Source organism: Nocardiopsis sp. TSRI0078 (assembly GCF_001905145.1).
GTDB lineage: Bacteria > Actinomycetota > Actinomycetes > Streptosporangiales > Streptosporangiaceae > Nocardiopsis.
In genome coordinates this window covers 47,056-68,222 of sequence record NZ_LWLB01000007.1, presented here as the reverse complement: position 1 = coordinate 68,222, position 21,167 = coordinate 47,056, and the positions used below count along the sequence as shown (strand labels likewise).

General features: G+C 68.0%; 24 protein-coding genes and 1 tRNA gene. 17 read left to right on the top strand and 8 right to left on the bottom strand.

From position 1 onward, the window contains the following. Window positions 1-54 precede the first annotated feature (54 nt). Entirely contained in the window at window positions 55-603 is a 549-nt protein-coding gene (locus tag A6A08_RS08300) for a bacterial proteasome activator family protein (protein WP_073701959.1), read from the bottom strand. Window positions 604-636: 33 nt separating this feature from the next. Then, the gene (locus tag A6A08_RS08295) at window positions 637-1,611 is read right to left on the bottom strand and encodes an NAD(P)H-quinone oxidoreductase (RefSeq protein ID WP_073701958.1); all 975 of its coding nucleotides are present in this window, start codon (window positions 1,609-1,611) and stop codon (window positions 637-639) included. A 179-nt stretch (window positions 1,612-1,790) separates the two neighbouring features. On the opposite strand from A6A08_RS08295, the gene A6A08_RS08290 reads away from it, so the two are divergent. The 3 genes from A6A08_RS08290 to A6A08_RS08280 all read left to right on the top strand — a co-directional run bounded on the left by A6A08_RS08290 (window position 1,791) and on the right by A6A08_RS08280 (window position 5,822). Continuing rightward, on the top strand, window positions 1,791-3,803 hold the full coding sequence (locus tag A6A08_RS08290) for a MinD/ParA family protein (RefSeq protein WP_073701957.1): 2,013 nt from the start codon (window positions 1,791-1,793) through the stop codon (window positions 3,801-3,803). Between the two features lie 83 nt (window positions 3,804-3,886). After that, entirely contained in the window at window positions 3,887-4,795 is a 909-nt protein-coding gene (locus tag A6A08_RS08285) for a universal stress protein (RefSeq protein WP_073701956.1), read from the top strand. A 97-nt stretch (window positions 4,796-4,892) separates the two neighbouring features. Continuing rightward, window positions 4,893-5,822: a universal stress protein gene (locus tag A6A08_RS08280; RefSeq protein ID WP_073701955.1), complete on the top strand. Its 930-nt coding sequence runs from the start codon at window positions 4,893-4,895 to the stop codon at window positions 5,820-5,822. Here the strand turns inward: A6A08_RS08280 and A6A08_RS08275 are convergent. The 3 genes from A6A08_RS08275 to A6A08_RS08265 all read right to left on the bottom strand — a co-directional run bounded on the left by A6A08_RS08275 (window position 5,819) and on the right by A6A08_RS08265 (window position 6,998). Next, a complete protein-coding gene (locus tag A6A08_RS08275; protein WP_073701954.1) occupies window positions 5,819-6,205 on the bottom strand; it encodes a VOC family protein in 387 nt (128 codons plus the stop codon). The genes A6A08_RS08280 and A6A08_RS08275 overlap by 4 nt on opposite strands. A 206-nt stretch (window positions 6,206-6,411) precedes the next feature. Then, window positions 6,412-6,624, bottom strand: a complete 213-nt coding sequence (locus A6A08_RS08270) for a hypothetical protein (protein ID WP_073701953.1) — start codon at window positions 6,622-6,624, stop codon at window positions 6,412-6,414. Between the two features lie 128 nt (window positions 6,625-6,752). Continuing rightward, complete coding sequence (locus A6A08_RS08265) at window positions 6,753-6,998, bottom strand: winged helix-turn-helix domain-containing protein (RefSeq protein ID WP_073701952.1); 246 nt, start codon at window positions 6,996-6,998, stop codon at window positions 6,753-6,755. Window positions 6,999-7,206: 208 nt separating this feature from the next. Here A6A08_RS08265 and A6A08_RS08260 point away from each other — a divergent pair, with 208 nt between their 5' ends. Together A6A08_RS08260 and A6A08_RS08255 are read left to right on the top strand one after the other, a co-directional pair. Further along, entirely contained in the window at window positions 7,207-7,512 is a 306-nt protein-coding gene (locus A6A08_RS08260) for a hypothetical protein (RefSeq protein ID WP_242422182.1), read from the top strand. After that, window positions 7,509-7,730 (top strand): hypothetical protein, encoded by a 222-nt coding sequence (locus tag A6A08_RS08255; RefSeq protein WP_073701951.1) that lies wholly within the window; start codon window positions 7,509-7,511, stop codon window positions 7,728-7,730. Before A6A08_RS08260 ends, A6A08_RS08255 begins: the two co-directional genes overlap by 4 nt. 252 nt (window positions 7,731-7,982) lie before the next feature. On the opposite strand, the gene A6A08_RS08250 is transcribed toward A6A08_RS08255, so the two are convergent. After that, on the bottom strand, window positions 7,983-8,216 hold the full coding sequence (locus tag A6A08_RS08250; RefSeq protein WP_073701950.1) for a hypothetical protein: 234 nt from the start codon (window positions 8,214-8,216) through the stop codon (window positions 7,983-7,985). A gap of 471 nt (window positions 8,217-8,687) precedes the next feature. On the opposite strand from A6A08_RS08250, the gene A6A08_RS08245 reads away from it, so the two are divergent. After that, a complete protein-coding gene (locus A6A08_RS08245) occupies window positions 8,688-9,881 on the top strand; it encodes a restriction endonuclease (protein ID WP_073701949.1) in 1,194 nt (397 codons plus the stop codon). A gap of 545 nt (window positions 9,882-10,426) precedes the next feature. Beyond that, window positions 10,427-11,683, top strand: a complete 1,257-nt coding sequence (locus tag A6A08_RS08240) for an AAA family ATPase (protein ID WP_083608984.1) — start codon at window positions 10,427-10,429, stop codon at window positions 11,681-11,683. A gap of 71 nt (window positions 11,684-11,754) precedes the next feature. On the opposite strand, the gene A6A08_RS08235 is transcribed toward A6A08_RS08240, so the two are convergent. Next, window positions 11,755-12,210, bottom strand: coding sequence for an NUDIX hydrolase (locus A6A08_RS08235; protein ID WP_242422181.1), 456 nt, complete (start codon window positions 12,208-12,210; stop codon window positions 11,755-11,757). A gap of 30 nt (window positions 12,211-12,240) precedes the next feature. Between A6A08_RS08235 and A6A08_RS08230 the strand changes: the two genes are divergently transcribed. From A6A08_RS08230 to A6A08_RS08180, 10 genes are all read left to right on the top strand, one after another. Then, window positions 12,241-13,020, top strand: a complete 780-nt coding sequence (locus tag A6A08_RS08230; RefSeq protein WP_073701946.1) for a GntR family transcriptional regulator — start codon at window positions 12,241-12,243, stop codon at window positions 13,018-13,020. Window positions 13,021-13,562: 542 nt separating this feature from the next. After that, the gene (locus A6A08_RS28650) at window positions 13,563-13,886 is read left to right on the top strand and encodes a hypothetical protein (RefSeq protein ID WP_242422180.1); all 324 of its coding nucleotides are present in this window, start codon (window positions 13,563-13,565) and stop codon (window positions 13,884-13,886) included. A 65-nt stretch (window positions 13,887-13,951) separates the two neighbouring features. Next, complete coding sequence (locus A6A08_RS08220; RefSeq protein ID WP_242422179.1) at window positions 13,952-14,314, top strand: hypothetical protein; 363 nt, start codon at window positions 13,952-13,954, stop codon at window positions 14,312-14,314. Between the two features lie 219 nt (window positions 14,315-14,533). Continuing rightward, on the top strand, window positions 14,534-15,274 hold the full coding sequence (locus A6A08_RS08215) for a GntR family transcriptional regulator (RefSeq protein ID WP_073701944.1): 741 nt from the start codon (window positions 14,534-14,536) through the stop codon (window positions 15,272-15,274). A gap of 114 nt (window positions 15,275-15,388) precedes the next feature. Beyond that, on the top strand, window positions 15,389-15,796 hold the full coding sequence (locus tag A6A08_RS08210) for a plasmid replication, integration and excision activator (protein WP_073701943.1): 408 nt from the start codon (window positions 15,389-15,391) through the stop codon (window positions 15,794-15,796). A 109-nt stretch (window positions 15,797-15,905) separates the two neighbouring features. Further along, window positions 15,906-16,157 carry a hypothetical protein gene (locus tag A6A08_RS08205; protein WP_073701942.1) on the top strand — a complete coding sequence of 84 codons (252 nt, stop codon included), beginning with the start codon at window positions 15,906-15,908 and terminating at the stop codon, window positions 16,155-16,157. Then, window positions 16,157-17,578 (top strand): FtsK/SpoIIIE domain-containing protein, encoded by a 1,422-nt coding sequence (locus tag A6A08_RS08200; RefSeq protein ID WP_073701941.1) that lies wholly within the window; start codon window positions 16,157-16,159, stop codon window positions 17,576-17,578. The genes A6A08_RS08205 and A6A08_RS08200 overlap by 1 nt, the downstream gene beginning before the upstream one ends. A gap of 256 nt (window positions 17,579-17,834) precedes the next feature. Further along, window positions 17,835-19,526 (top strand): replication initiator, encoded by a 1,692-nt coding sequence (locus tag A6A08_RS08190; protein ID WP_073701939.1) that lies wholly within the window; start codon window positions 17,835-17,837, stop codon window positions 19,524-19,526. Further along, entirely contained in the window at window positions 19,523-19,732 is a 210-nt protein-coding gene (locus tag A6A08_RS08185; RefSeq protein WP_013156279.1) for an AlpA family transcriptional regulator, read from the top strand. Before A6A08_RS08190 ends, A6A08_RS08185 begins: the two co-directional genes overlap by 4 nt. A 22-nt stretch (window positions 19,733-19,754) precedes the next feature. Then, window positions 19,755-20,954, top strand: coding sequence for a tyrosine-type recombinase/integrase (locus A6A08_RS08180; protein WP_073701938.1), 1,200 nt, complete (start codon window positions 19,755-19,757; stop codon window positions 20,952-20,954). 124 nt (window positions 20,955-21,078) lie between these two features. Here A6A08_RS08180 and A6A08_RS08175 read toward each other — a convergent pair. Next, window positions 21,079-21,167: transfer RNA gene (locus A6A08_RS08175), tRNA-Ser, on the bottom strand.

The window sequence follows — 21,167 nt, the reverse complement described above, 5'->3', positions numbered from 1 at the left end:
GTACGCGACGGAGCCCGTCCCCGGTCAGGGGGCGGGCTCCGTGTCCTTCATGCGCTACAGGTACGGGCCGGAGCCGTGCGGCTCCCCGCCCGGACCGCCGGGGCCGCCGGGACCCTGGGCCTGGAGGCCGGAGACGCCGGGCGGCAGGGCCTTGCGCATGTTCTCCAGCTGGGCGCGGGCCGCCATCTGCTGGGCGAACAGGGTCGTCTGGATGCCGTGGAACAGGCCCTCCAGCCATCCCACCAGCTGTGCCTGCGCGATCCGCAGCTCGGCGTCGCTGGGCGCGGAGCCCTCCGCGAACGGCAGGGTCAGCCGCTCCAGCTCCTCGATGAGCTCGGGGGCCAGGCCGTCCTCCAGCTCCTTGATGGAGGAGGTGTGGATCTCCTTGAGGCGGGCCCGGCTCGCCTCGTCCAGCGGAGCGGCCTTCACCTCGTCCAGGAGCTGGCGGATCATGCTGCCGATCCGCATCACCTTGGCGGGCTGCTCCACCATGTCGGCGAGGGAGCGGGGCTCCTCCGCGCCGTCCTCCTCCTGGCCCTCACGCTGGTCGGCCCCCATGACCAGTACATGGGGCAGTTCGTTCGGGTTGTCTGCGCTGCTCATCAGTCCCCTTACCTGGATATCACCGGCACGCCGTCAACGGGTGAGAAGGATCTTTCCGGTGTGCGCGCTCGTTTCCATGACGCGGTGCGCCTCCGCCGCGTTCCGCATCGGGACCGAGCGGTCGACGACGGGGCGGACGACTCCTTGTTCTACCAACGGCCACACCTGTTCGAGTACTCCCGAGACGATGGCCGCCTTCTCCTCCCGGGGGCGGGAACGCAGGGTCGTCGCCTGTACGGAAAGCCTTTTCACGAGCATACGGCCCAGATCGGCCTCGGCGCTGCGTCCGCCCATCAGCGCGATGATCACCAGGCGGCCGTTCGTGGCCAGGGAGCGCAGGTTGGCGTCCAGGTAGGAGCCGCCCATGATGTCGAGGACGACGTCGGCGCCGCCCGCCTCGCGCATGCGCTCGGTGAAGTCCTCGGTCCTGTAGTTGATGAGGATCTCGGCGCCCAGCTCGCGGCAGCGGTCCAGCTTCTCCTGGCTGCCCGCGGTGACGGCCACCCGGGCGCCCAGGGCGCGGGCGAACTGGACGGCGAAGGTGCCGATACCGCTGCCGCCGCCGTGCACCAGGACGGTCTCCCCGGCGCGCAGGCCCGCCACCATCACCAGGTTGGACCACACGGTGCAGGCCACCTCCGGCAGCGCGGCCGCCTCCACCAGGTCCACGCCCCGGGGCACCGGCAGCAGCTGGCCCACCGGCACGGAGACCTTCTCGGCGTAGCCTCCCCCGGACAGCAGGGCGCACACGGGGTCGCCGACGGACCACCCGGACTCCCCGGTGCCGGGGCCGAGCGCCGCGACGGTGCCCGAGCACTCCAGGCCCGGGTACTCGGAGGCCCCGGGAGGCGGTGCGTAGTTGCCCTGGCGCTGGGCCACGTCGGCCCGGTTGGCCGCGCTGGCGGCCACGTCCACAAGGACCTCCCCTTCGCCGGGGACGGGGTCGGGAACCTCGGACCAGGACAGGACCTCGGGGCCGCCCGGTTCGGTGATACGGATCGCGTGCATGAGCCAGACAGTACCCGGGGAGGTTCCCCGGCAGTCAACGGATCACTCTGTTCATCCGCCCCGGGGGTACTCCGGCGGGGCCGGGAGGGTAGGAGTGATCCCAGGGAGCGGGATCCGTCCCTTCCCCGCTGCGGTACCCCTCCCTCCACAGCACACCCCCTTGAAGCAGGAGAACTCCGGTGGCACACCAGGAACAGAACGGGTCGGGCCGAAACGCCGAGGCGGGTCCCGTACCGGAGGGCGAGGAGCGGGTCGGGCCGGGGCGTCCGGCCGAGGGCCCGGAGGAGTCCGAGGAGGCGGGCGCCGGGGCCCCGCCCGATCCGGCGGCACCCGCTCCCTCCCCCCGGGAGCAGTGGTTCGGCGGGTTCGAGGGGGCCGCTCCGCCCCCGCCGCCCTACGCCCGGATGCCCGAGGACACGCCGTTCCCGGTGCCGGGGACGGCGTACCAGGGAACGGGCCACCAGGACCCGCCCGAGGACGGCGGGGACGAGGGCGCCGGCGGGGACGCCGACGCGGGAGGGGAACCGGGGCCGGGGCCGTCCCGGCCGTCCGTGGTGCCCGAGCCCTCGGAGCTGCCCGGACTTTCGGAGCCGTTTGGGTCGGTCGAGACATCTGAGGAGCGTGAGCTCCCTGAGGTGTCAGAACTTCCTGAGGTTCCTGACGCGCTTGAGGTGCCCGAGACCTCGGGAGCCTCTGCGGCTGATGAGGGTTCCGAGGACTCCGACGACGCCGAGGACGAGATGCGGGGCAGCACGGTCCGGCTGCTGCCGGGTTCCTCGCGCGGGCGTCCGCAGCGGCAGTGGCTCCAGCGCCCCGCGAGGCCGGGCGGGGAGCCGGACCCGCTGTCGCCACGCGGGCCGCGCCACGACTCCGACGTGCCCGAGCCCGAGCAGCTGCCGCCGCTGGAGCCCGACCGCGGTGGGCTCCCAGGCCGGGAGGACCGGAAGGGGGCCGGAACGGACGCGGCCGCACCGGACCCGGGATCCGGTGCGGGGACGGAGCCCGGGCCGGGGTCCGGACCGCCTCCCGTCGCGGGGACGGTCCCCGGGACGCGGACGAGCGGCGGCCCTCCCGAGCCCGACGGCCCCTTCCCGCCCGGGCCCACGGGGGCCCCGCGGAGCCGCCCCGAGCCCCCGCCCACGCTCACCGGGCCGCGTGCCGGCCTCACGCCCCCCGCGAGGCCGGCGGCGCCCTCGGAGGCGGAGTCTCCGGCGAGTCCGTCGGCGGGACCGCCGGACCGGTGGCGAGGAGGACGGGAGCAGGAGACCTCCGACTCCCTCAACGCCGCCACCCTCGTGCGCAACCGGCGCCAGGGCCCCAGCGGCGGCTGGCGGCGGGCCGTGCACGCCGCCACCCTGGGCCTGGTCAACCCGGGGGAGTCCGCCAAGGTGCTGCGCCGGCGCGAGCTGGTGGCCCGTGCCTGCACGCCCGTGGCGACCGGACACCACCGGGTGGCCGTGCTCAGCCTCAAGGGCGGTGTCGGCAAGACCACCACCACGGTCGCCCTCGGCGCCACCCTGGCGTCCCTGCGCGGCGACCGGGTACTGGCCGTGGACGCCAACCCCGACCGGGGCACGCTCTCGGACAAGGTGCGGCTGGAGACCGCCGCGACCATCCGCGACCTGCTCAACGAGCGCCACCTGGTGTCGCGCTACGCCGACATCCGCGGGTTCACCTCGCAGGCACCCAGCCGTCTGGAGATCCTGGCCTCCGACCGCGACCCGGCGGTCTCCGAGGCGTTCAGCGACTCCGACTACCGGGAGGTGGCCCGCATCGTCGAGCACTTCTACTCCATCTGCATCACCGACTGCGGCACCGGGCTGCTGCACTCGGCGATGCGGGGAGTACTGGGGCTGGCCGACCAGGTGGTCCTGGTCAGCTCGGCCTCCGTGGACGGGGCGCGCAGCGCCAGCGCCACCCTGGACTGGCTGGAGGCGCACGGCCACGGCGCCCTCGTCCGCAGCGCGGTGGTGGTGCTGTCGATGGTGCGGTCCGACAGCAAGAGCAGCGTGGACCTGAACCGGCTGCAGGAGCACTTCGCCGGGCGGTGCCGCGACGTGGTGCGGGTGCCGTGGGACGGGCACCTGGAGGAGGGCGCCGAGGTGGACCTCGAACAGCTCGCGCCCGCCACGCGGGACTCCTACCTCCAGCTGGCGGCGTCCGTGGGGGAGGCGTTCGCCTGGCGCAGGTGAGGGCTGGGAGCGGTGTGCGCGGCCCCTCACTGGTTTCCGGGATCCGCTTTCGGACAGGGGAAGGACAAGGGAAGGGGTCGCGAATGAACGCACAGGGACGTCCGCCCTCGGTCGTGGTCGGCGTGGACGGCACGCCCGCCGCCAACGCGGCCCTGGCCTGGGCCACCGAGGAGGCGGCCAGGCGCGGGGCACGGCTGCGGATCGTGCACGGCCTGGGCATGCCGGTGGTGATCGGCGCCTACGGCGCCTCGGGGAACTTCGCCGTCGAGGACCTGCGGCAGGCGGGGTACGACCTGCTCGCCGCGGGTGCCGCGTACGTGCACCGTGCCCGGCCCGAGGTGGAGGTGGCGACCGTCCTGGCGCCGGAGGACGCGCCCGCCGTCCTGCTCAACGAGGCCGGGCACGGGGACGTCATCGTGATGGGCTCGCGCGGCCTGGGCGGGGTCCGGGCGATCATGCTGGGCTCGGTCGGTGTGCGCGCCGCCTCGCACGCGCCCTGTCCCGTGGTGGTGGTACCCAACCTGGAGAAGCCGCCGCCGCGCCGGAACCGCGTCGTGGTGGGCGTGGACGGGTCCGAGTCCTCCCGCCGCGCACTGCGCTTCGCCCTGCACGAGGCCCTGGTGGGCGGTTCCGAGGTCGTGGTGGTCCACAGCTGGCAGGTGCCGCTGCCCGCGGACGCCGAGTCGCTGTCCGCCGACGACCGCGCCCTCCACGAGGAGACGTTCGACCGCCAGTCCGAGGAGGTGGTCGCGGGGCTGCTCGCCGAGGTGGTCGACGACCGGACCGAGCACCTGGACATCAGCGCGGTACGGACGCAGTCCAACCCGGTGGACGCCCTGGTGGAGGCGTCCCGGGAGGCGGACCTGCTCGTCGTGGGCTCGCGTGGCCGCGGGGGAGTCCGGGGACTGGTGATGGGGTCGGTCAGCCAGGGGGTGCTGCAGCACTCCACGGTGCCCGTCGCCGTCCTGCCGCCGGAGTCCGGGGACGAGTGACCGTGCCTCCCGCGGCGGTGACGGACCGCGGCGGGTGCCGTGCCGGGGTGCCGCGCGGCGGGGTATGTGTCCGCAGAGCACGCGTTGAGGGGGAACTATGGCAGGCAGCAAGGAGCATCCGTCCAAGGTCGTCGTGGGAATCGACGGTTCCGACCACTCCCGTGCGGCACTGGACTGGGCGGCCGCCGAGGCCGCACGCCGGGGCGCGCCGATCCTGGCCGTGTACGCGCTGGGGATGCCGATGGTCGTGTCGGCCGATCCCGGGCCCACCCGCTTCGACCCCACCGCCGAGATCTCGGAGCAGGCCACCGAGGTGATGGACCGGGTGGCCGAGCGCGTCCGCGAACTCCAGCCGTCGGTGACCGTGGAGACGGAGACCGCGCTGGAGGAGGCGCCGCTGGCACTGCTGCGGCACTGCCGCCCCCACGACCTGCTCGTGGTGGGCACGCGGGGCCTGGGCGCGTTCGCGTCGATGTTCGTGGGTTCGGTGAGCGTCCGGGTCGCGGCCCAGGCGCCCTGCCCCGTCGTGGTGGTGCCCTCGCACGAGGGGCGGCCCGCGACGACCTCCCTGAACCGGGTCGTGGTCGGTGTGGACGGCTCCACGAACGCGCGCAGGGCGCTGGACCTGGCAGTGGACCTGGCGAGCGAGAGCGGGGGCGAGCTCGTCGTGGTCAACAGCTGGGAGGTGCCCTACCCCTACGATCCGGTCGCGATGACCGCCATGGGCTACGAGCCGCAGGAGAAGCTGTTCGACCGCAAGTCCGAGGAGCTCGTGGCCGGGATGCTGGCCGACGCCGCCGACGAGCGCCGCGAGGGCCTGGACGTGGAGGTCAGCGTGGTGCGCACCCAGGACAGCCCGGTCAACGCGCTGCTCCGGGCCGCCGAGGGTGCCGACGCCGTCGTCGTGGGCTCGCGCGGCCGGGGGACCGTGCGCGGCCTGCTCCTGGGCTCTGTCGGCCAGGGGGTGCTGCACCACTCCGAGATCCCCGTGGTGATCCTTCCCCACCACGCCGAGGAGGAGGACTAGCCGGGCGGCTCGGGCGTCCGCGCGGGGTACTCCAGGCAGAACGGGTGCCCCGCGGGGTCGGCGTAGACCCGGAACAGGTTGTCGGGGTCGTCCTCGACGACCGCCAGTCGCCTGGCTCCGAGCTCCAGCACCCTCTCCTCGGCGGCGTCGATGTCCTCCACCCACACGTCGAGGTGCATCTGCTGCGGCCGCTCGGGGTCGGGCCACTCGGGCGGCCTGTGGTCCGGCGCGTACTGGAAGGCCAGCCGCGGCCACTCCTGCCCGACCACCACCCAGTGCTCGTCCCTGCGGGTCACGGGCAGCCCGAGGAGCTCGGCGTAGAAGTCCGCGAGCGCGCCGGGTTCGGGGCAGTCGATGGCCATGGTGTGCAGTCGTCCGAACATGTCCAGCAACCTTCCCCGATGCGGCGGGACGATGCCTCCGCTGGAGCCGAAGCCCCGAGCGCGGTGACCGGAAGGGTGCGTCGGACCGTCCCCTCCGCCGTGATCTTGTACCTATAGCGAGTTTCGGCGCCGAAAGTGTCTACAAGTACAGGATCAACGGGGGACGGAGCCCGCCCGTCACACCGGCAACACTTGCGGCCAGCACACTAGTCGGCGGTGGAAGGCACCACGCGGTCGGCGTCCCTGGTCTTCCCTCTGCGCGCTCGCACCAGCCAGACGACACCGATGCCCAGGAACAGGGCACCGAACCCGAGGTAGACCAGTGCTGAGGAGTTCTCCTCCGAGGGCAGCCTCCTCACGCCGAGGAAGAGCCAGCACGCGCTGATGACGAGGTTGAGCAAGCCGTGCAGGCGTTCCATGTCACCTCTGGTTCCGGGGCCGCGGGGGATGGGTGGACAGGCCCTCACCGGTAAGGCAACCGGGTCCGGACGCCCGGTGCAAGCCCGGGTCGGGAGGTGGCCGCACCCCACCTGTGGGATTGGCGAAGTTACTTCCGGAACGTGCCGCGCTGGGGCACGGTGAACACCAGCCCTTCCTCCACGAGCACAGCGATGGCACGCCGCACCGTGGAGCGGGCCAGGCCGTACTGCTGGGTCAGGTCCGTCTCGCTGGCGATACGGCGACCGGCCTCCCAGTCTCCTCGTGCTATCCGTGCCCGAAGGATGCCCGCGAGCTGCTTGTACTCCGTGAGCGGCGCTTCCGGATCGATCTCGGCGTCAGGGTCGAACTCCATGGGCATGAAGCTATTCGTGCCGACTCGAGCTCCTTCCAAGAGATACGTCTTCCTACGTATAGATACAAGGAGATACAAGGAGGTACTATGAAGCCCCCGCCTACAGCGGGACCCCGCGACGCGCGCCAACGCGTCCGGGGCCGTGGTCAACGCTTTCGGGAGCGCCGACATGCACCACCTTATGGCTCTGTTGTCCCTATTCCTGCGAGTGATCCGCCCAGCTCGAGGGCTCCATGCGGCACCGCTCGTCCTCGCCCGTGAACTGCGCGCCGAGGCCCGCAGGCGCCGCGCCTCCCGGGTGCGTCGCTACGTGGCCGACCCCGGAACCGCCGCGAGCGCACCGGTTCCCGTGATCCCCGCTCCGCGCCCGGCTCCGGAGGACACCTCGCGGGAGCCCCTGCCCGTGGTCGATCCCCCGGAGGCCTTCGTGCGGGGGTACTACCTGGCCCACGAGATCCGCCGGAGCCGTTTTAGGGGCGGGGACCTCCTGACGGGACCGGGGATGGTCGCATGAGCACGCCGGTTCCGCGGGACGCCCCCGGACCGGACCTTCCGACCGGGCTGTACGACTCCCTGTCCGAGGCGCTCCGGTCCCGTCCGCGTCACGCGGGTGAGGCCCACGCGGCCCTGCGCGAGGCGGACCGGCTGCTGTCGCTGCTGGACACCCACCTGCGCGCGGGCGGGCTGCTTCCCGAGCCCTGGCGGTTCGCGGGCTCCGGCCGCGACGGATAGCGGCCGGGGAGGGCACGTATAGCCGTGTTCCGGACCTGTGCCGCGGAACTGACGGAGCCGTGTGCAAACATATTCGCCGGGTCCTACCCCGGCGCCGTCCTCGGCGGACGACCGCGGCCTGTCGTGACGTGTGCCGGCGGTTCCTCCAGAGACCCCCGTGTGCCCTGACGTCTCTTCGAGACCACGGCGGCCAGGGCACGCGGGCCTCTACCCACACGTCGGTGCGCGCAGCGCTCTTCACCTGACGACCGGCTACGGAGCGGCCCTCGCGCCGGTAGGGGAGATGGTCTGATGCTGCCCGTTCTTCTTCCGGGCACGGTACCGGACCACTTCCAGGGCGATCCATACGACGGTGAACGCGGAGAAGACCACCGCGTTGAAGATGCGGAAAAAGCCGACCAGGCCGTCACCTTCGTAGGGCTCGAAGACCGCGATCGGCACCCATACGAGTGCCATCAGCAGGTTCGCGATTCCGGCGATACGCATGGGCACTCCGTTTCCTCGGCACCGTGGGGGCTGGTACCTACGGCCTCCCGGTAGGACAACCCCGGTTGAACGGCTCACGCAACCCCTGCTCCCCGGACATACCGAGGGCCGGTGCCCCCGACCCGTGGCCAACTCATGCGCCACGGCCCGGGCCCACCGGCCCCGGTACCTGCGGAGGGTGTGGGATTTGAACCCACGAAGTCCCGTTGCACCGGGGGACCCTAACGACCTGTCGACAAAGCGACGAATCCCCTTGTGACCTGGGCTGATATTCCGAGGGCTTCCCATGGGTTCCGGGGACTTCGCAGAGCCATGTGCAATGAATGTGCGATGGGACTGTGACGTCAGCGCACCACGGAAGGACTGTTCTGGACCATGCATGGATGGCGGAGTCGTGCGCTGTGATAGCTGTGCGCGCGGTAGCCCGTCTGCCGACAGGGTCTGTCAGCGGGCGGAAGTAGTCTGCCGTACATGCCCCAGCCGCAAGACAGCATCGTCCCCTTCGCCGCGCTCACAGGTCAGGATCTCGTCGTGGACGCGGTCTACGCAGGAGGCTCGCAAGGAACTGCGGGCGATGATCCGGTGGGGAAGCTGGTTCCCGTGGGCAACTCGGGCGGCTTTCGGTACAAGGGGTCGCCTCTTCGCCAGGACATCCGGCTCTGCGCACTCTGCAGCTCGGGCAAGGACCCCGACTGGCCCGACGAGCTGGACCCCCAGACAGGGCTGTTCACGTACTACGGCGACAACAAAAAGCCCGGAAGCGAACTCCACGACACGCCACGCAAGGGCAACGTCCTTCTCCGCGACACCTTCACGTGGGCCAACGGCACCGCTGAGGATCGGTCACAGGTCTTCCCGTTCCTGTTGTTCCAGAACACCGGCCGCGGCCGCGACGTCTGCTTCCGCGGCCTGGCCGTTCCCGGGGCGGCGGGTCTGCCTGCGGATGAAGAGCTTGTCGCGATCTGGCGGAGTACGCAGGGGCAGCGCTTCCAGAACTACCGGGCCGTGTTCACGGTCCTGGATGTCCCCGTTGTAACCCGCGCATGGATCGAAGAGGTGTTGGCGGGGTGCTCTAGCGGGCCCAACTCTCCTGAACCGTGGCGGCACTGGGTAAACGGTCGCCAGTACACGCCACTCCAGGCTCCTTCCACCACCACTGTCCGCACCAAGGCCGAGCAGGAACCCAGCAAGGACAAAGCAGCTCTGCTGGCTGAGGTCGTCTCGCGCTTCAAGGACGATCCGCACGGCTTCGAGGCCTGTGCCGTCGAGCTGTGGCGCATGATGGCGCCCTCGACCGGGCGGACGGAGCTCACTCGTCCCAGCCGTGACGGTGGGCGCGATGCGGTGGGAGAGTACGAACTGGGGCCGATGGCTGACCGGGTCGCGGTGGAGTTTGCGTTGGAGGCCAAGTGCTATGCGCCCACCAACGGCGTCGGGGTGCGTGACACATCCCGGCTCATCTCCCGGCTGCGGCACCGACAGTTCGGAGTCTTCGTCACCACGTCCTACTTCGACCGTCAGGCGTACAAAGAGGTGCGGGAGGACAAGCATCCGGTCGTCCTGATCTGCGGCAAGGACATCACGGATCTGCTGACCTCCCGGGGACACAGCACGCCAGAGGCCGTCCGTGAATGGCTGGCGGCGACGTTCCCGCACAACGCCTAACCACTGTCCTTAGCCCTCTCAACCGGGGGCGACCGTAGTAGAGGTTCCACGCGGGTTCTGGCGCGTTCGGACTCTGTCTTCTGCGCACCCTGTGTCGCGCCAGGTTCCGTGTGGGTTCAGGGGGTCCAGGGGGCGTGAGCCCCTTGGTACCGCCAGACAGTGCTTGGTGCAGACGCTTCCGTAGGGAGCCTCCAGGGACTGCGCACGTGCGATCGCCGAACGAGCGGGGGACCGGGCGCCAGCCCGCAGCCCCCGCCGGGCGGCGTGCCGCCGTGGCGGCGCTTGCGCCGCCGCCTTGATCTCTTCAAGTACAACTCGGCAATAGCTGGGTTGACAAGCCAGTAAGCGGGGGATAGGTCATCATGAAGTAGTTGGTGCTAGAGTAGGATAGTTGGGATGGTGTTGAATAAGGAATGAGGTGGAAGCGGAGAGTTGGGGTTTGGCTTAGAGCAACTGGGACTTGTTGAAACCTCTACTCTCCAATGATTCAGGAATAGATTTTCCTTGCCTGGTTTTCGGGGTATCGATAGAAGAAAGTTGCAAAAATGTCAAATGAAGAAAATGCGCACCCTGATCATAAAATTCAAGAGAAGCTCGATGCTCTTGGTCAGCATTTTCGTCCGGGTGCTCCCGTTGACACGTTTAGTCTTCTAAAGGGTCGAGGTCAGCAGGTCAGTTCTGTGCTTGCGGCCGTGCGGGGTCTCGGTCAGCATGCTGTAGTTTTCGGTGAGCCCGGAGTTGGAAAAACTAGCCTTGCTCATGTGGCAAGAAGCATTGTTGCAAACATTCCACCTAGGCATTTCGGTGTTCGGATTCAATGCAGCGCCGATGATAGTTTTGCATCTGTCTGGAGGAAGTTTTACGCCCAGGCGCTTGTGGAATCTGATATTTACCCCGGAGGAAATCAGCGGGACTTGTCAGAAGCTATTTCGAGGGTTGAGTCCATCTGTACCGCGGATGAAGTTTCTCCATTCGATGCATACAGGGTTCTTAATATAGTGGGCAGGGTTACGCCTGTTTTTCTTGTGATTGACGAATTTGACAGGATCCCAGATTATGTTGCCAGGGAGCTTTTTTCTGATCTCATAAAAAATCTGTCGGATAACCTGGCCCCTGTAACAGTTGTTATTGTGGGGGTTTCTGATGATGTGGGAGGTTTGATTAGCGGACATCAGTCTATTCAGCGTGCGCTCACGCAGATTCCGATGCCTAGGATGGGGTCGGATGAGTTGACTGAAGTTCTTAATGAGGGTCTTGCCTCTGCAGGAATTACTGTCCCAGGTAGGATTGCTAGGCGATGTGTAGAACTTTCGCAAGGATTGCCTTACTACGTTCACCTGATTGGTGGGCTAATGGGTGAGTTTGCAGTCCTGGATGGCAAGGATGAGGTGCAGAATGTTCACTATATACAAGCCCTTCAGGCCGCAGTAGAGCGCACTTCACACACTATTGTTCAAAAGTATCGTGATGCTACGGCCAGCCACCGTTCTGATGCCCTATATGAGATCGTTCTTTTGGCTTGCGCCTTGGCGGAAACGGATGACCTGGGATATTTTCTTCCTTCGGCTGTCCGTGAACCTTACAGTGTCCTAACCAAAAAGAACCGACGAACGGCTGATTTTATTCGCCACCTTCAGGCTTTTTGCGACTATTCCCGGGGGCCAATCTTTGACACAAGGGGTGAAGGAAGGCAGACAAAGTACCGTTTCATTGACCCACTTCTTCAGCCCTATGTTCTTATTCTTGGGTTTGTGGAAGGTAGGCTATCTGGAGAAGACGTTGACAAAGTCAACTCCATTTAAAATTTCTGTCGATTGAAGGGTGTATAGTGTTTTGGTGATCTTTATTTTTTAACTACCTTTTCCTGTTGGTTTTAATTTTCGGATGCTAGTCGTGCTCCGTTGTGGCTACGAACGCAGGGGGCTTCTTTTTCGAGGGCATCTAGTAGTCGGATTGCGTAGACTTCATGCATTCGTTTAGGTGCCTCTTCAGGTGTGATCCACTCGACGGCCACGGATTCGGAGGTTGGGAACTCAGTGCCTCCGGAAGGCGTGCAACGGAAGACGAGGGCGACGATTCCGCGGGCCATGTTCTTGTAGACGCCCGTGAGCTGGTCCACCTCGACGTGGACACCGGTCTCCTCCAGGACCTCGCGGACAACACCCTCCTGCGGGGTCTCGTCCAACTCCAGCACGCCGCCCGGCGGCTCCCAGTTGCCGTTGTCCCTGCGCTTGATCACCAGCATCCGCCCGTCCTCGCGGATGACGGCTCCCGCCACGGACACGGAGTGCAACGGCGTTGACGGCTTGTCTCCGGTGCTGTTACTCATGTGCAGGAGCATAGGAGGAACAGAAGGACTATGGCGAGCACTGTAGGGGCGCGGTCCGCGAAGCCCCGGTACCTCCAGATCGCGGACGACATCGAAGAGCAGATCAGAGCCGGACGCCTGGCTCCCGCTGAGGAGATCCCGAGTGAGACCGCGCTGATGGAGCGCTACGGCGTCTCCTCGGGCACGGTCCGCAAGGCCGTGGCCCAGCTCCGCACGACTGGTCTGGTGGAGACCTTCCAGGGCAGGGGCTCCTTCGTGAAGTCCCGTCCTCCGGTCACCCGCAAGTCCTCGGATCGGTTCCGGCGCTCGCACCGTCGTGCGGGCAAGGCGGCCTACATCGCCGAGACCGAACAGGCCGGGGTCAAGCCCACCGTTCAGGTCCTCTCCATCGGTCCTGTCCCTGCTCCCACCGAGATCGCTGAGCGCCTGGGCGTGGACGAGGGCGACAAGGTCCTTGCCCGTCGCCGGCTCTACTTCAGTGACGGCACACCCACCGAGGAAGCGACGTCCTACCTGCCGTGGGACGTGGCGCGGGACATCCCCGAACTCTTCGAGGAGAACCCTGGCGGCGGTGGCATCTACGCCCGACTGGAAGAGCACGGTCACGAGTTCTCCGAGTACACCGAGACCGTGCGGGCGCGTTTGGCCACCAAGCAGGAAGCGAGTGCGCTGAGTCTGAGTCCCGGCTCTGCGATCATCCATCTGACACGCAACGCCGTGACCACGGTCGGCCGTGTGGTGGAGGTGTGCGACACGATCATGGCCGCTGACCAGTTCGTACTCGACTACCGGATCCCCGCCACGGACTGAGACGCCCGGTACCCAGTGCCGTAGACCCGCTTCTTTGCTCCACAGGGTTGACTCATGTACATGAGTAAGGCAACCTAATCTCACTACTCATATACATGAGTGTATGTGTCTGCCCCATGTGTATGTGTTGGCTTGTAGTCCCGTTGGTGTGAACGGTGCGCTGGTGACCTGGCGAAGTAGCGCGCCGCCTGTCCCCTGGAGCGTGCTTCGTGGATGCCGTCGCCGTCTCAGAACCGAAGCGGTGCAGGTCCTGCCGTGGGCGTGGGCGCAAAACCGTCCGCTCCCGGCGCCTGGTCGTACTGCGCTCCTCAACCACACGGGAACCGGCGACACGAGTAGTGGCATGCACCGCGTGCCGGGGGACCGGTACGGACTCCTGACACACAAGGGCGGAGAACGCTCCGGCCGGATGGCTACCGGTCACAGGCGCAACCGCCGACAGACAGCAGACCCCCGCGACGCGGGCTAGGCATCCGGGGGCGCGGCCAACCTGGAGAAAGCAGGCTGACGTGAGCGACCTTATCGCCCTGATTCGGGCTTGGGTGACTCTGATTCGACCGAAACGACACGGCAGGCACCACCGCACCGGCCCCCGGCCCTACTACCTGCCCACACCCGCGCGGGTGGAGCTGTGGCCCGCGCCGGACCCCATCGTGATGGACGCAGGCGACCCCCGCGCCTACTCCCTCCAACGCGGCCCCTACACCCACCTGGAGAACCGGCGCCGCGCCCAGCGGGCCGAACGGGATCGGCGTGGGATCGACTTGTTGGCGCAGATCGCCCGTCCGACCCCCGTCGTCGATGACATGGCCGAGTTGCGTGACCTGGTGCGCACGGCCATCGCGGTCGGGGCGGTGCGGCGATGAACACGGATGCATATGGGCCTATAGCTGGCCGCGAAACGCTGACCGAGTGGGCACGGGAACAGGGTGTGCGGGTGCGGGTGGCCTGTGAGGACTGGGAGTCCATCACCTACGAAGCCGTCTCACCTGGTCCGGACGGAACCGCGGTGGTGCAGCGGTACCGGTGCGTGCTGCCTCCGGCTATGGCGCTGCGGCGCCTGCGGCTGACCTACGTCGTCGGGCTCTGGCACGACGTGGGTGGGGCGGCGTGCAACCACGTCCGCCGAGTCGTGCCCCCGGTGCTCTCCTCAGCGGACGAGGCGGCCCGCCATGACGTGACGCTGGTCGCGGCGGCTCTCGTGGAGGCCGAACGCCGGGCGGTGTGCGGGGCGACGGTGGACAACCTCACCGTCTATACCGTGCAGCGCGCTCAGTACTGGCGGCCCTTCTAGCAGCGCTTCTCAGACCCCCGCGTGCCCTGACGTCTCTTCGAGACCACGGGGCCCAGGGCACGCGGGCCTTCCCCTCTTTCACGGCGACGTGTACGCCTCTGCGGTGTGCTTTCCGCCGCGCTTCCTGGCCAGCGGTGGGATTCATATGTGCCCCCACCTGCTGACAGGGACAGTCAACCTAAGTAAGCTACTCGACCACACGAGTACTAGAGTAACCAGGTGGACATCATGTCGAGTCTGGAGTTCGCTCCGCCCAAGTACGTACAGATCGTGCGGGCGATCCAAGAGCGCATCGAAGACGGTACCTATCCGGTGGGGGAGATGCTTCCCTCGGAGTCGCGGATGGTGCGCGAGTTCGGGGCCGGACGCTCCACGGTCGTACGCGCTTTGCAGATCCTGAGCATGCAGGGCTGGATCGAACGCGAACACGGACGAGGCTCCTTCGTACGCGGCGTCCCACAACAGACCTCCGAGCGCTCCCATGCCGGGGCCAGTGCCTTCGACGCCTCTGAGGAGGTCAAGAAGAGCCGCATTCTGACCGCTGGACGTTTCCCGGTGCCCGCCGTTGTGGCTGAGGCGATCGGTGTGCCCGAGGGCTCTCCGGCGATCATGCGTCAACGCCTGGTCCTGGACGAGGGAGAACCGAGCGAGCTGGTCACCCTGTGGTTCCCCCTGGACGTGGCCGAGGGCACCGACCTGGGCGAAGAGCAGCCGATCAGTATCGGCGCACGCGAACACGTGCAGATGGTCAAGCAGCTCCGGCCCTCCAAAGTAGTCGAACGGCTCTGCGCACGCCTGGCCACAAGCGCTGAACGTGAACCCCTGGGGCTGGACGAGGGCACCCCGGTGCTGGGCATCACCGCGCGGATACTCGACGCATCCGGAGATGTGATCGCGGTCGCCGAGGTCGTCCTCCCCGGTGACCTGCACGAACTGGAGGACTCCTACCCGGCCGTGTAGACGCGGCTCCAAGACCGGCCACTTATCTACTTGTCTGATCAAGTGTGGCCGGTTATTCTGAGCCTCTACTTGACCGATCGAGTGGTTGAGTGGACATGAGAGGAAGGCTGAGAGATGGCTATTCAGGGTGCGTTGCCGGTGGCGTTCGGCACGGTGTTCCCGCATGGCGCCTTCGCCCTGGGGGTGGAGGCGATCACGGACTTCGAGACCAAGCGTCCCCAGCTCGACAAGGACACGGGGTTGCCGTTGTGGGCGGTGGACGTGATCGACGCCGACCCCGAAGCGCGCGGTAAGGCCAAGTCGGTGAAGGTCAAGGTCGCCGCCGAGGTCTGCCCCACCCTGCCCGACGAGATTCCGGGTCTGCCGTTCCGTCCGATCGAGTTCGAAGCGATGGCGGTCATGCCCTACATCGACGACAACGGCCGCCGTCCCCGGGTGGCGTACTCGCTGCGCGCCCGTGGCGTGAAGGCTCCCGGCACTGCCGCTGGTGGTCGTCGCGCTCCGGTCAAGGACGCCTCCTGACCCTGCCCCAGACGTGAAAGCGGGGCGGCCTGGTGCTGCAACACCTCGGCCGCCCCTTGAACCCCTCCCCAAGCCCTTGCACAAGCTTCGTGAAGAGGTGTCTTCAAGTATGTCCGATTTCCCTCGTGACCTGTCCGGGCTGAGTAGTCCGGAACTGGTCCGCCTGCTGCTCGACGCGACCAACCCCCCGCCTACTACCGACGCCGAGCGGGCGGAGTTCTTCGACTTCAAGGCCCGCGTGTTCGCCACCCTCGCCCACCGGGACGAGAACCCGGCGGCTTCGCGGTTCGCCGCCCGTGCCCGTGCTGATCGTGACCGGCTCCTGTCCCAGATCGAAGACCAGAGGGGCGGTGGCCTGTGATGATGAGACAGCCCAAGGTTGGTTCTGCTCAGTCCTCTCCGACCCTGCCCACTCCGGCTCAGGGGGTGCGGTGGACAACCCCGATCGTGGAAACCCCCGGCATCGTCGTGCTCACCTCGTGGATCTGGCGTCTGGTGCGGTTCCTGCTCACCCTGCCCTTCCGATTCCCCGTCATGGTTGCCTGCCTGGTCGCGTCGGCGGGGGCCTGGTGGTGGCTGGGCTGGCCGGGCCTCGCCGGTCTGTGGGGTGCCGCTGCTGTGGTGTCCCTGGTGTGGTGGCGGACCTGGCCGGACTCCTACCGGACCTGGGTCACTCTCCGTCTGCTGGCGTGGTGGCGGCACGTGGCGGTGTACCGGCGTCACTGGCAGCCGGTGCTGGTGATCTCGGGCCTGGCCGAGTCCTACCAGGAACGCCGTTACCTCCCCCGTATCCGCCGGGTCTCCTGCAATGCCTGGGCTGACTACGTCCGGGTATCCCTGGTCGCCGGAACTGCCCCGGCTGACTTCGAGCACCGTGTCACTGAACTGGCGCACGGGTTCGCCGCCCCCTCCTGCCGCGTGGTCGTCAACGGGCCTCGGGACATCACGTTGGAGTTCCCCCGCCGCGACACCCTTGCCGAACCCCTCAACGCCCTTCCCATCATTGACGCCCCGGACCTGGACGCGCTCCCGGTCGGACAGCGGGAAGACGGCTCGCCGTGGTTGCTGCGGTTGCACGGAACGCATGTGCTCGTGGTCGGGGTGACCGGGGCCGGCAAGGGATCGGTGATCTGGTCCACCGTCCGTGCCATGCTCCCTGCCCTAGCGGACGGCACAGCTCAGGTGTGGGCAATCGACCCCAAGCGCATGGAGCTGGCCTACGGACGGGACCTGTTCGCCCACTACGCCGACACCGGAGAATCCGCGGTGGCCCTGCTCGAAAAGGCGGTGACCGACATGCAGGAGCGGGCCGAACGCTACGCGGGCAAACAGCGCTCCCACGTCCCGACGACGGCTGACCCTTTCGTGGTCGTGCTCCTCGATGAGGTCGCCTTTCTGACCGCCTACCACCCCGACCGGGACGTGCGGCGCCGCGCGGAGAACGCCATCGCCACCCTGACCTCACAGGGACGCTCGGTCGGCTTCGCCGTGCTGGCCGCGTTGCAGGACCCTCGCAAGGAAGTCATGAACCTGCGCAACCTGTTCCCGGACAAGGTGGCGCTGCGCCTGGACGAGGCATCACAGGTGGACATGGTCCTCGGTGAGGGCGCTCGGGAACGCGGTGCTGAGGCGCACCTGATCGACCCCACGCTTCCTGGTGTGGCCTACGTCAGGGTGGAGGACTCCCCCTCCCCGGTGCGGGTGCGGGCGACGTACGTGTCGGATGAGGACATCACCGCCATGGCCGAGGGCTACGGCGTGGGTTCTTGGAAGGCCGAGTGATGAGCAAGGTATTCGCGTCGGGCCTCGATGTAGACACGCCTTTCCTGAACCACTCGGACTGTGCTGACTATTGCCCAGAGCGCCGCCATGACCAGGGCACCCGGCCGTCCGACCATGTACAGAGCGTGGACGCCCAGGAAGACCAGGACGATATTCGCCGCAAGGAGAACTGCCCACACGATGAGAGGCCACTTGCGTGGTGGTTGGGGTTCCATGCGGTGGGGGCCTTCCGCTCTGTGGTTGTGGGGGTGGGCTGATGCCGACGCCTACCGGTAAGACAACCCGGGCCGAACGCCTCGCGCAACCGCTCGCGCGTGAGGTGGCCGAACAGGTCGCCGCCGACCACGGCGTGTGCATCCGCCCGGTCTCCCTTCGACGCACGAACATCGCCACCGGTGCCACCGAGGTCATCGACGTTCCGTGCGGGTCCACGCTGGAATCGCGGTGCCCGGCCTGTGCCAAGCGCAAGAGATCGCTTCGACGCACCCAGTGTGAAGAGGGCTGGCACCTGGCCACCGAACCCGTGGTGGAACCCGACCCGCCCACCGATCAGCAACGGGCCTGGGTGGAACAGCGGGCGATGGTCACCGCCGAACGGGACCGCCTCGCCGCCACCGGGGCCGCTGACCCCGAACAGCTCTCGGCGCTGGATGCGGCGATCGCGGACCTGGACGAGGAGATCACCGCCTCCGGGCTACGCGGTTCGGTCACCCGCTCCGGTGACTCCTCGGGCTCGTTGGGGTCGCGTCGGGTGCGCTCGACCAAGCGCCGTCAGGACGTGCCCGACCTGCCCAAGCGGCCCATGACGAGGAAGACGGTCGGGCGGGCCTTCACTGATCCGGCCTCGGGGAAGGTGTTCCGGCCCTCGCTGTTCATCACCCTGACGTTGGACTCCTACGGGCGGGTGCGTTCGGACGGCACCCCGGTCGATCCCTCCACCTATGACTATCGGCGGGCTGCTCGGGACACGTTGCACTTCTCCAAGCTCGTGGACCGGTTCGTGCAGAACCTGCGCCGCGTGGCCGGGTTCGATGTGCAGTACTTCGCGGCCGTGGAGCCCCAACGGCGTCTGGCTCCGCATCTGCACATGGCCACACGCGGCACCATCCCCCGGGCGGAGCTGCGCCAGATTGCCGCCGCGACCTACCACCAGGTGTGGTGGCCCGCCGCTGACACGGTCCGCTTCGACGGTGATCACCTGCCCCTCTGGGACGAGGACGCGGGGACCTACCTCGACCCGGCCACGGGTGAAGTGCTGCCCACGTGGGATGAGGCGCTGGACGGGTTGGATGACGACCCTGATGCGGAACCCTTCCACGTGGTGCGGTTCGGCCGTCAGGTGGACGCCAAAGGGGTCGTGGCCGGGTCCGAGGACGCGTCCCGGTGTGTGCGCTACCTGGCCAAGTACCTGACCAAGGACATCGCCGACTGCCACCAGGTGGAGACCACCCGGCAGGAACAGCACGTGGACCGCCTGTTGGGCGCGCTGCGTTTCGAGCCGTGCTCGCCCCGGTGCTCCAACTGGCTGCGCTACGGCATCCAACCCGACGAGGCCAAGGCCGGGCAGCGCCCCGGGTTCTGCCGGTCCAAGGCTCATCGTCGCGAACACCTGGGCTACGCGGGACGGCGCGTCCTGGTCTCGCGCAAGTGGTCCGGCAAGACCCTGGCCGACCACAAGGCGGACCGGCTCGCCTGGGTCCTCAACGCCCTCGGCGTCGATCCCGCCAACGAGGACCAGGCGGACGAGGACAACCCGCGTCCCCCGGTGCTGGCCTCGATCTCCTCGGGCTCCTTCGCCTGGGAACTGGCCCGACCCACCGATCCCGACGTGGCCCCTCGGGAGCAACGCCTTCTCCGCGCGGTCGGTGAAGCACTCAAACGCCGCGCCCAGCTCGACGCGGCACGGCGGAACGATCTTTCGGCAATCCACGGAAGCAGGACGGCATGAGCGCGACGACGGCGACCCCGGCCGTTCCGGAACAGCGTCGGGACCACGGCTTGTGGTCGGTGAAGGACACGGCCTCCTTCCTGCGCGTTCCGCCCAAGACGCTCTACGAGTGGCGCTACAGGGGCGACGGTCCGCCCTCCCACCGCGTCGGCCGGTACGTGCGCTACGTGCCCGCCGAGGTCCACGCCTGGGTCCTGGCCCAGTAACCCACGGAAAGGAGACACCCCCATGGCTCGCGCGTGGGTCTACGACCGCACCAAGGACAAGGCGTACGCGGAGGCGGTGAGCAAGGCCAAGGCGTCCAAGCGCACTCCGCCCGGCCGGTGGTGGGTCCGCTACTACGACCCCTCCGGGAAGATCAAGAGCGGCGGCGTCTTCCAGAAGAAGCCGGACGCGGAGAAGAAGCGGACCGAGATCGAGAACAGCCTTCACGAGGGCTCCTACCGCAACCCCCACGACGCCAAGGTCACCGTGGCGGAGATGGCGGAGAAGTGGCTCATCACCCGCACCGACATCAAACGGTCCACGTGGTGGCAGTACCGGGCGTTCCTGGACAACCACGTGCTGCCGCGCTGGGGAGACCTGCGCCTCTCGGCAGTCCACTCCGAGGACGTGGCCGTGTGGGTGGCCCGTCTCCAGAAGCCCCGGGACGAGGGCGGTAGCAACCTGGGGGCTTCCCAGACCAGGCACGCGCACGTCGTGCTGTCGATGGTCCTGGGCTGGTGCGTCCCCCGGCGCATCCCCTTCAACCCGGCCAAGGGCGTACCGCTGCCCAAGCCCAGTGAGGCCGAACACGTCTACCTCGACCACGCCCAGGTGGAGGCGCTGGCCGACGCCTCCCTGACGCTGCGCACCAAGTACGGGCAGGAACTCGCCTCGGCCAGGGTGAGCCGGGCGCTCGTCCTGCTCCTGGCCTACACCGGCATGCGGTGGAGTGAGGCCGCCGCGCTGCGCGTGGGAAGGGTGGACCTGGACCGGCGGCGGGTCCGGGTGGTCGTGACCTTCGCCGAGGTGGACGGCAGGCTCGTCGAACAGCCTCCGAAGAACGGCAGGTTCCGGACCGTGCCGGTTCCCCGGTCCCTCGTTCCCGAACTGCGGTCCTTCGTGGAGGGGCGGCCGGATGACGCGCTGGTCTTCACCACCAGGCGGGGCGCCCCGCTGCGCATCCGGAACTGGCGCAACCGTGAGTTCGCCCTGGCGGTGAAGGCGGCCAAGCTCGACGGCCTGGGCCTGACCCCCCACAAGCTCCGCCACACCGCCGCGTCCCTCGCCATCGCGGCCGGCGCGGACGTCAAGGTCGTACAGGCCATGCTCGGCCACAAGACGGCGACGATGACCCTGGACCGGTACGGGCACCTCTTCCCCGACCGCCTGGACGAGGTCGCCGACGCGATGGACGCCGCCCGTCGGCAGGTCCTCGCCGCCTGACCCGGGGAACGGAGAAGGCCGGTGGCTACCCGGGCCGTGTGCGATGAATGTGCTACGGGCCCGGACCACCGGCCTTCGCCGTGTTCCGTGGAAACCTCCCACCTGGGGAGACTTCCTGATTCTGCGGAGGGTGTGGGATTTGAACCCACGAAGTCCCGTCAAGGACTTGGTGCTTTTCAAGAGCACTGCACTCGGCCGCTATGCGAACCCTCC

Bases quoted from the DNA above. Each gene is read 5' to 3' on its own strand.
- A6A08_RS08300 (WP_073701959.1), bottom strand. From the start codon at position 603: ATGAGCAGCGCAGACAACCCGAACGAACTGCCCCATGTACTGGTCATG.
- A6A08_RS08295 (WP_073701958.1), bottom strand. From the start codon at position 1,611: ATGCACGCGATCCGTATCACCGAACCGGGCGGCCCCGAGGTCCTGTCC.
- A6A08_RS08285 (WP_073701956.1), top strand. From the start codon at position 3,887: ATGAACGCACAGGGACGTCCGCCCTCGGTCGTGGTCGGCGTGGACGGC.
- A6A08_RS08280 (WP_073701955.1), top strand. From the start codon at position 4,893: ATGGCAGGCAGCAAGGAGCATCCGTCCAAGGTCGTCGTGGGAATCGAC.
- A6A08_RS08275 (WP_073701954.1), bottom strand. From the start codon at position 6,205: ATGTTCGGACGACTGCACACCATGGCCATCGACTGCCCCGAACCCGGC.
- A6A08_RS08270 (WP_073701953.1), bottom strand. From the start codon at position 6,624: ATGGAACGCCTGCACGGCTTGCTCAACCTCGTCATCAGCGCGTGCTGG.
- A6A08_RS08265 (WP_073701952.1), bottom strand. From the start codon at position 6,998: ATGGAGTTCGACCCTGACGCCGAGATCGATCCGGAAGCGCCGCTCACG.
- A6A08_RS08255 (WP_073701951.1), top strand. From the start codon at position 7,509: ATGAGCACGCCGGTTCCGCGGGACGCCCCCGGACCGGACCTTCCGACC.
- A6A08_RS08250 (WP_073701950.1), bottom strand. From the start codon at position 8,216: ATGCGTATCGCCGGAATCGCGAACCTGCTGATGGCACTCGTATGGGTG.
- A6A08_RS08245 (WP_073701949.1), top strand. From the start codon at position 8,688: ATGCCCCAGCCGCAAGACAGCATCGTCCCCTTCGCCGCGCTCACAGGT.
- A6A08_RS08240 (WP_083608984.1), top strand. From the start codon at position 10,427: ATGTCAAATGAAGAAAATGCGCACCCTGATCATAAAATTCAAGAGAAG.
- A6A08_RS08235 (WP_242422181.1), bottom strand. From the start codon at position 12,210: ATGAGTAACAGCACCGGAGACAAGCCGTCAACGCCGTTGCACTCCGTG.
- A6A08_RS08230 (WP_073701946.1), top strand. From the start codon at position 12,241: ATGGCGAGCACTGTAGGGGCGCGGTCCGCGAAGCCCCGGTACCTCCAG.
- A6A08_RS08210 (WP_073701943.1), top strand. From the start codon at position 15,389: ATGGCTATTCAGGGTGCGTTGCCGGTGGCGTTCGGCACGGTGTTCCCG.
- A6A08_RS08205 (WP_073701942.1), top strand. From the start codon at position 15,906: ATGTCCGATTTCCCTCGTGACCTGTCCGGGCTGAGTAGTCCGGAACTG.
- A6A08_RS08200 (WP_073701941.1), top strand. From the start codon at position 16,157: ATGATGAGACAGCCCAAGGTTGGTTCTGCTCAGTCCTCTCCGACCCTG.
- A6A08_RS08190 (WP_073701939.1), top strand. From the start codon at position 17,835: ATGCCGACGCCTACCGGTAAGACAACCCGGGCCGAACGCCTCGCGCAA.
- A6A08_RS08185 (WP_013156279.1), top strand. From the start codon at position 19,523: ATGAGCGCGACGACGGCGACCCCGGCCGTTCCGGAACAGCGTCGGGAC.
- A6A08_RS08180 (WP_073701938.1), top strand. From the start codon at position 19,755: ATGGCTCGCGCGTGGGTCTACGACCGCACCAAGGACAAGGCGTACGCG.